Below are 9081 nucleotides of genomic sequence, written 5' to 3' on the forward strand. Positions count from 1 at the left end.
AGACGTTGGAGTTACGTTTCAATTCTTCAATGAAGTCGGCAGACATGCATCCGGCGAGCTCCAGCAAGCAAATCCGCTATTGCTAAAGTAACTGTGTATTGCCATGATCCATCATACGGACACCGCATTTCCTATCCGGATTACGCAGACGCCGGTTACACAACCTGCCACACGACGGTGTGTGCTGCTCGCCGGCGGCACCGGGTCGCAGGCCTCATCGCACGACGGCGACAAGCCGGCAAGAGAAGGAAAGAATTCTATGCTTAGTTTTGCTTCAGAAGCATACCCCTGCGCGAAGGTAATGCGGCCATCATGCACCCGGCCATACTACCTAGGAACGTAAGCACGAGGCAACAGAACTCAAAAATATTACCCGCTCTATCCTTTGTGAATGAATCGTCCAACAAAGCTATCGACCGCCGACCTACGCTTAACACGGCATCTGCTTGGATTATCTGGGTCGATTAGCAATTCTATATCCATGCCAACGAGAAATTCGCGCAATAATGAACCATCTGCATTCAGGTTTTTACTCTCAAATATCTCATCATTGTAAGTGTAAACCACGTCCACAAATGGTAAAAAATCTTCGCCTGCTTGTTTGAATTGGCTTTTAGTAATGCGCCCGATAACCTCGACCCAGTTTTTGGTCAGTTTTAACTCGTAAATACGGCCAAATATAATTGACCCCACAATACAAAGACAAAAGCAATAAACGAACCATTTTGCAACCATAAGGACATACTCTGTATGACAAGGATCTCGACAACTAGGTTTGAAGTGTATTCGGCAATGCTTGGAGAATTCCGCATAAAATTACACTTTTACCAAGTGGCTTCATTTCGACAGATGTCCTGTTTAGAAGAAATCCGTTGAATCTTTCAAATCGTCAAATGAGGCAAACCAAATGGGCAACAGGGAAATCAGTCCGTCAGCATCCCTATCATTACAAGACTCCCGCTCGTTTTCAATCGCGAATGGTGAGTTTGGCATTTCAGGTCAGGCGCGTGGCAACCTATTTGACGGAACGATAAGTAGTGGCCGAGTGCAGGTGACTGCCTTTGGGCTAGCGGCGCGAGGTACAGTATCAACGACAAGCGCTTCCATAGAAGCTGGACTTGGCCCTCAAATCGGCGTGTTGGGCCAAAGGCTTAGTTCGTTTCTCGGAATTGGATACAATTATAGCTATGACGGCAAAAATAGCGGTTTTGTAATATCAGCCTCTGTGAGCGGATCCCTGGGGCCGACACCATGGGGTGGAAAATTCAATTTAAGCACCGGCTTTTCCGTTCCAATATCAGGAGATATCGCGACAACCGCATCACTGCCATGGGCCATGATGACTCCCATGACGAACGTTGATTTATCACGATATTATATGGTCGTAGATGGTCCAACGAGTCCTTTCCCTGGGAAGCTCGCCGACGACCTAGATGTTGGTGCCCCCCCTACTGATCCAGCACCCGTTACTCCATCGCAGCCATATTCTGGCCCATTCGATCTTGACCTGGCGATCAATCCCCCGACGCCGGATAGCATTGGCCCCATCTCGTTCACCCCTGTTGATCCGGTTGCTCCGACGCCGGTGACGCCGGTCGACAGTTCTACGTGGAATTTCGGCTTCATGCCAAGCACTCCAAATGTCACAGTTGCTCCGACGCCACCCTCGATGCGCTTTGAGCCGTTCTACGGAGGGCTTTTGGGCGACCTGGGACCAAAGGGAGGCTACGCCCGCGACGATTGGGGACAGGATTCGCCATCCGAACACAATGGCGTGGGACCGGGCGGCGGCGCTTATGGTGGGGGGAGCAATGGCGGAAGCTATGCACGCCATGACTGGGGGCAGGATGCTCCATCCGAACACAATGGCGTAGGACCGGGCGGCGGCGCTTATGGTGGGGCGAGCAATAGGGGAAGCTATGCACGCAATGGCTGGGGACAGGATGCCCCGTCCGAACACAATGGCGTGGGACCGGGCGGCGGTGCCTCTGGGAGACCGAGCAGCGGGAGAGGTTATTCATCATCCCACAGCGCGACCGAGGACCATGCGGGTAAATCCGACGATGACAGTTTCCGCCCTGTGCTTCTCGACCTTTCGGGCCATGGCCTGAACCTCAACACGCTCGCGACGTCTTCCCAGTTTGTGGATGTGAATGGCGACGGCTACCAGCATCGCATGGCCTGGGCGGGCAACGGCACGGGCGTCCTGGTATTCGACGCCGATGGCGACGGCAAGATCAGCAACTCGAAGGAATTCGAATTTACGCAGTGGGACCCGACTGCCACGGGCGACCTAGAAGCGCTCAAGGACGTCTTCGACACCAACGGCAATGGCAAGCTCGATGCCGGCGACGCACAATGGTCGAAGTTCAAGGTCATGGTCGATAACCAACTGGTGTCGCTGGATTCGCTCGGCATCACCTCGATCGACCTGACGCCGAAAGGCAGCGGCCAAAGTTTTAGCGATGGCTCGGCCATTACCGGAACGACGAGCTACACCAAGTCCGACGGTTCGACCGGGACGGTGGGTGACGCCGTCCTCGCCAGCGATCCCAACGGCTACATCGTCAAGTCGACCGTCGTCACCAATGCCGACCAGTCGAAGACGAACACGATTGAGGCCTACAATGCCGACGGCAGCCTGGCCTTCCAGGATCTGGTAACCACGAGCACAGACGGCAATACCGTCACGACCAAATTCGATGACGATGGAAACGGCGCTTATGACCGTTCGCAGACGGATGCCACCACGGTTGCATCGGGTGTTCGCACGCGGGTGGTCACGAACTTCAATGCCGATGGCTCTGTTCTCAACAGCACGACGACGGTCACCAGCGCCGATCACAAGACGATCACCACGACAGTCGATCAGGATGGTGACGGCCAGACCGATCAAACCCAGAGCTTTGTCACGAATGCCGACGGCTCGACCGCGACAACCACAAAAGAGTTCAGTACGTCCGGCGCGCTCGTTCAGCAGAAGCTTGTCCAGTCCAGCGCGGACGGATTGACGAAGACGACAAAGATTGACGCCAATGGTGACGGTGTCTACGAGGCGGTCACAACGGAAACCACGGTCGTTTCCGCCGACGGCACGCGCACCCGGACAGTGAACGACACGAGCGCCGACGGCTCGCTCCTTTCCAGCGAAACCACTGTGACGGGCGCCGACAGCCGTATCCGGACGATCAGCAGTGATCTCGATGGCAACGGCACCGTGGACGACAAGGAGCAGACGCAGCGCACGATTGCAGCCAATGGCGATGTGACGACCGTGGTGACTATCACCAACGGCGATAATTCGCTGCGCGGAAAGATCACGACGGTTGCGGCGGCAAATGGCCTGTCGACGACGACTTCGACCGACGTGACCAGCGATGGCGTCGCCGATTTCATCCATTCCGACGTGACGACGGTCGCATCCGATGGATCGCGGACGCAGACGGTTCAAGACACGAGCGCCGGCGGCGTGCTGCTGTCGAAGAGCCTTATCGTCACCGGCGCCGATGGCACGAGCAAGAATATCTCGGTCGACGCCAACGGCGACGGCGCCGCCGACAGCCAGATCGTCATTACGGTTGGGGGCGATCCCGGCGTCGCCTCCGGCGATCGCGAGATCACCGAGACCGACAGTATCCTCAATCCGAATGGAACGCTGGTCGGCAAGGTACGGACGACCACCAGTGCCGATGGTCTTTCAAAGACCGTCAGCACCGACGCCGATGGCGACGGCGCCTATGACGCGGTAGCGACCGATATCATCACGGCAGGCACCGGCGGCGCGCGGGTCGAGACCGTGACGACCAAGAGCGGCAATGGCGCCTTGATCGGCCAGACGGTGACGACGACGTCCGCCGACAGCCTGACGCAGGCGGCGCAGTCCGATCTCGATGGCGACGGGACCTTCGACCAGACGGTCACCGATGTGATCACCCTCAAAGCCGGGGTTCGCACGGAAACGGTCATGGCGAAGAGTGGTAATGGAACCCTGCTGAGCCAGACGGTGACGACAGTCAGCGCCGATCGCAAGACGACGTCGGTGACGAAGGACGTCGATGGTGACGGCCATATCGACACCGCTTCGACGCAAATCATTGCCGCGGACGGCAGCCAGATCACCACTGCAACATCAATGAGCGCAGACGGTGCGCTTCACAGAAAGGCCACGCTCGCGGTCAGCGCGGATGGCTTGACCAACACCGCAATGGACGATCTCAACGGTGACGGCGCCGTTGATTTGGTGATGATCGATCAGACGGTTATCAATGCCGATGGCAGCCGCACGCAGACGGTGACGGACAAGAGCAATACCGGCGTTCTGCTCGACAAGGTGACGACGGTCACCTCCGGAAATGGCCTGACGATCACCACCCAGAGAGATCTCAATGGCGATGGTGTCATCGACGCCAAGACGGTAAGGGCGACGGTCCTCAACCGCGACGGCTCGAAGACGACCACCACATCGAATTATGCCGGCACGGCGTTGATCGGTCTGACCAAGGTGACCGTCAGCGCCAACGGCCTTACGACCAAAGGCGATTACGATTATGACGGCGATGGTACCATTGATCGGTCCGAAACCGCTACCAAGACGCTGAATGCCGACGGCTCGACCTCCCTGGTCGATTCCGTCACGACGGCGGGCGGCACGCTTCTGTCGAAGACGACCAATACGGCGAGCTCGGATGGCAAGACGGTCACGAGCCAGGTCGATCTCGACGGCGACGGCAAGACTGACGCGAAGACGACGACCGTTCTCGATGCGACGGGCCTGACGACCAAGACGGTGGAGACCTACAAGACCGGCACGACGACGCTTGCAAGCCGTGCGGTTACGACAACGTCGGCGAATGGTTTGTCCGTTGCGACGACGTCGGATTGGGATGGCGACGGTGTTTTTGAGCAGATGACGAGCGACGTCACGACGCTCAACGCGGACGGCTCGCGCACGGAGATCTTTAAGCGGTCGAGCAATGGCGGGTCCGCCCAACAGACAAGCGTGACGACCTCCGCCAACGGCCTGAGCAAGACGACCGTGGTATCCGGCGATTCCAGCGTCGCCTCCGGCGATCGCGGCGGCGATGTCACGGCGCGCAATGAGATATACCGCCTTTACCGTACGATCCTGGGCCGAGACCCTGATGACAGCAGCCTCTCGCATTTTACGACGTCCACATACAATTCCGGCACGGACGTCGTCCATATGGCTTCCGATCTGGTGAATTCCACCGAATTCACTCAGAGATACGGCTTGCTCGACAATACGCAATTCATGACGTTGCTCTATCAGAATGGCCTGGGAAGAAGTCCGGATCCGGATGGACTTAATTACTTTGTGAACAGGCTCAATGCCGGAGAGTCACGCGCTTCGCTCGCGGCGCACATAGCCGATACCGGGGAAGGACAGACGCATCTCGCCAATGCCGCCGCAGCCTGGGCGTTGAGCAATTCCGCCCTCGTTCTGTCCCCTGCCCGCACGACGACCGACGTCACCACGCTCGGCGCCGATGGCTCCGTGACCGAGGTCGTCACCAATTCCGGCGTGATCGCCAACAGGACGACGACCACGACCAGCGGCGATGGCAAGACTGTCACGGTAACCTACGATATCGACGGAAACGGCGTCGTGGATCAAAAGTCTGTCACGACCAAGAATGCCGACGGAAGCGTCACGCAGACCCTGTCCGACCTGACACCTGCAGGCGCCGTGTCGCATTCGACAACGCGGACGGCGGGCGCCGACGGCTTCAACACGCTGATCAGCTACGACACCGACGGAAACGGTGCCGCTAACAAGACCGTTTCGGACCTGACGACGCTCAATGCCGATGGCAGCAGGACCACGGTCGAACAGATCTACACCGCCGACAGCAGCGGCGCGCTGGTGCTGAGCGCTGTTACCCAGACCGATACCTCCGCCGATGGGCTGACGGTGACGACGAAGTGGGACCAGACGGGCTCCGGCACCTTCACCAAGAGCCGCACCTACGTGACGGTTCTCAATGCCGACGGTTCGCGCACCGAGACCGTCAGCTATTTCACGGGCACGACGCTGACCAGCCGCTATCTGACGACGACCAGCGCCAATGGCCTGTCGATCACCTCGCAATCGGATCTGACGGGCGCTGGCGCCTATGCTCAGACCGCGACCGATGTGACCGTGATTAATTCGGATGGTGCCCGCACCCGCACGATGACGAGCACAAGAGCCGATGGCTCGCTGATTTCCAAGTTCGTTACAACGACAAATGCCGATGGCCTGGTCGTCTCGACGAGCAAGCAGCGTACAGGCCTTGCGACGCAAACGGTCAGCGATACGGTCAAGATTCTTGCAGATGAGATTGTGATCAATACCGACGGTACCCGTATCCGCACCCGCACGGTGAGGAGCACGAATGGCGATGGCTCGCTGATTTCGAAGGTCATCACGACGACGAATGCCAAGGGCGTGGTCGTCTCGACGAGCGAGCAGCGGACATGGCTTGCAACACAGACGGTCGGCGATATGGTCGAGATTCTGGCCGACGGCGCCAGGCGCGAGACGGTGACGACGACGGATGCGTCCGGCAAGCTGCTCGATAAGACCGTCACGCTCACCAGTGCCGACAAGCAGACCGTCACGATCGACCGCGATGCCAATGGTGACGGCGTCATCGACCAGCACCAGCAGACGGTGACGGCGGACTCCGGCGTCACGACGCAAATTGTCACCGACTACAAGTCGGCCGGCGTCAAGGGCGATGGCTCGACCTCCATCACCACGGCCGATGGTCTGCAGACCACCACCGACTGGGATCTCGATGGCAACGGCACGGTCGATCGCCGGCGCGTGACCCTCAACACCAACAATGCCGATGGCAGCAAGACCACCGTCATCTCCGATACGGATCTGACGACTGTACCAGCGTCGCCTTCGGCGATCGCGCCGCTGGCGACGAAGACGACCATCCAGCAGTCGTCCGACGGCATGGTGCGCACGACCTCCAAGGATGTCGATGGCGACGGCACCGTCGATCAGGTCGAGACGCTGACATCAGACACTACCGGCGCGACCGTGTCGATCATCACCAACAACGCCACCGCGCAGAAGACGAATTATCTTCTGGCCGGTAAGGTCTATTGGCGGCAGGCGATCGCCGCCAAGGTCGAGACCGACAGTTCAGCCGATGGTCACGCCAAGACGATCAAATACGACTATGACGGCAATGGCACCTTCGAGGTGGTCATGCAGTCGCAACTCCAGGCCGATGGCTCGACAGTGGCGACCGTCACGGAGACCAATGCCAGCGGCGCCGTGATCGCCAAAGGCACGATCACGACCAGCACGGATGGCCTGATCACCGTCCTAAGCAAGGATACCAACAACGACGGCGTCATCGATCACACGGAAACCTCCATCATCCACAATGACGGCTCGATCACGCTGACGAAGGTCGATCTCAACGCCAGCAGCGCGGTGACCCAGACCGTCGTTGACACCGTCTCGGCCATGGGCAGCCTGACGCTCAGGGTGACCAGCGATGGCCAGGGCCGCAAAACCTCGGAGCTTGTCATTGCCGCCGACGGCAGCTCGGTGACGACCAATTACGATGCAGCCGGCGGACAGGTGCTTGGTGTCATCAACGCCAACAAGGCCGGCATTCCGACCTCGGCCGTCCTTTACGATCCGCTGAATGCCAATCCCTGGAGTCGGGTCGAGCGGTCCTTCGATAGCGCCGGCAAGAGGACGCTGGAGAGGCTATTCAACGACGATGGTTCGCGAACAGAGATCACCTTCTACACACCGACCGACGCTCAGCAGCATATCGGATACTTCAATGCGGCGGGACAGGCGATTGGAAGCACGGATTTCGACGTGACCAACTCGCAGTCTTGGAGCAGGGTCGACTATAGCGTCGATCCTGTCACCGGTCAGCAGCTTTCGGTGACAAGCTACCATGACGATGGCGCTAAAGGCTCCACATTCTGGGATCCGAGAAATACCCAGCCCTGGAGCAGCATCGTAGAGGACTTCGATGCGCAGGGCCGAATGGTTTCGCAGATCCAGACGAATGATGATGGGACGAAGACAACCATCTATTTCCATACGCCCACGGGCGCTCAGCAGCATGTTGATTTTTACAATGCCGCCGGTCAGCTCAATAGTACGACCGATTTCGATGTCACCAACTCCAACGATTGGAGCCGGCTCGACAAGAGCTTCAACGCCGCCGGCCAGCTCGTCTCGCAGACGGCTCAATTCGATGACGGTCACAAGGCCAACTGGTTCTGGGACCAGGCCAATGCCCAGCCCTGGTCGCGGATCGAGCAGTCGTTCGACGCCGGCGGACGCCAGCTCGCCCAGACCCAGTATAATGATGATGGAACGCGCAACGCCGTCACCTACGATGTTTACAATGCCCAGGGATGGTCACGGCTTGAGCAGACCTTCAACGCCGCCGGCCAGATGATCAATCAGACCGCCTATAATGACGACGGTACGAAGAACATCTGGTTCTGGGATCCGGCCAATGCGCAAGCCTGGTCCGAGATCGACCAGGCCTTCAACGCCGCCGGGCAGATGACCAACCAGAACGTCATCTATGACGACGGAGCCAAGATTCTCTATGCCTACGACGTCAACAATTCGCAAAGCTGGTCGTCGCTTGCCAACGCCTATAATTCGGCAGGACAGCTCGTTACCGAAAGCGTCTACAGCGATACGGCGGGGACTTACCAGGTGACCACGCACGACGTGAACAATAATCAGGGTTGGACCACCCTTGTACAGCACTTCGTCAACAACGTCATCCATGACGCCAGATCGAACAACGATGATCGGGGATATACCGATTATCAATATGATAGCGCCGGACGAAACACCTCGTGGAAGCGCTACCTGGCTGGTAACGCCGGGGGTGGTAGCTCCGGCTACAGGTTCGTTGAGCAATGGCCGGGACCAGATCCCAATCCCTGGGCAGGAGGAGGTGGTGGCAATCGACCCGTGCTGCTCGACCTCGATCATGACGACCATATCGATCTGCGGCCGCTCGATATCAACGCGCTCGCCACCGGCTCGTCGGTGACCTTCGACTGGAACGG

The 9081-nt window shown here is 58.5% G+C and carries 2 protein-coding genes; one reads left to right on the top strand and one right to left on the bottom strand.

The genetic code is table 11. The annotated features are described in order from the left end of the window. Window positions 1-378: 378 nt before the first annotated feature. Window positions 379-735: a DUF3592 domain-containing protein gene (locus ACPYOP_RS32025; protein ID WP_481414234.1), complete on the bottom strand. Its 357-nt coding sequence runs from the start codon at window positions 733-735 to the stop codon at window positions 379-381. 889 nt (window positions 736-1624) lie between these two features. Between ACPYOP_RS32025 and ACPYOP_RS32030 the strand changes: the two genes are divergently transcribed. Then, a partial coding sequence (locus ACPYOP_RS32030; RefSeq protein ID WP_481414235.1) for a DUF4214 domain-containing protein occupies window positions 1625-9081 on the top strand: 7457 nt, incomplete at its 3' end.

The sequence above is a fragment of the Rhizobium sp. KNZ2-6A genome (genome assembly GCF_056755475.1).

Excerpts from the sequence above, each read along its gene's own strand:
- ACPYOP_RS32025 (WP_481414234.1), bottom strand. The coding sequence starts at position 735 with ATGGTTGCAAAATGGTTCGTTTATTGCTTTTGTCTTTGTATTGTGGGG.